This is a genomic window from Cupriavidus sp. 05N40 (assembly GCF_056397305.1).
The window spans coordinates 1-513 of record NZ_JBFTND010000460.1; the positions used below are offsets into that span (position 1 = coordinate 1).

Below are 513 nucleotides of genomic sequence, written 5' to 3' on the forward strand. Positions count from 1 at the left end.
CGTTCATGGACAGCTTGGCCTGGTGCCATTCGAGGATATCGAAGGTACCGGTCTTGCTGTACAGGTACAGCAGCGCAACCAGCGTCAGCAGCGAGCCGAGCAGCGTGTAGAGGAAGAACTTGAAGGCCGCGTACACGCGGTTCGGGCCGCCCCACACGCCGATGATGATGTACATCGGGATCAGGGTGGCTTCGAAGAACACGTAGAACAGCATGCCGTTGAGCGCGCTGAACACRCCGATCATSARGCCCGACAGGATCAGGAACGMGGCCATGTACTCGKYCACGCGCTCGGTGATCACTTCCCAGGCGGAGATCACCACGATCACCGTGATGAAGGCGGTCAGCACCACGAACCACATCGAGATGCCGTCGACACCCAGGTGGTAGTTGATGTTGAAGCGCTCGATCCATTCCGCCTTCTCGACGAACTGCATGGCAGCCGTGGAACGGTCGAAGTGCAAGACCAGGGGCAGCGTGACGATGAAGCTGGCGACCGAGCCGAACAGCGCCG

General features: G+C 60.2%; 1 protein-coding gene. It reads right to left on the reverse strand.

The window, feature by feature from the left end; translation table 11 throughout:
• Positions 1 to 513 (reverse strand): proton-conducting transporter transmembrane domain-containing protein (locus AC1DO7_RS41445; RefSeq protein ID WP_477117597.1); only part of this gene is annotated, 513 nt, incomplete at both ends.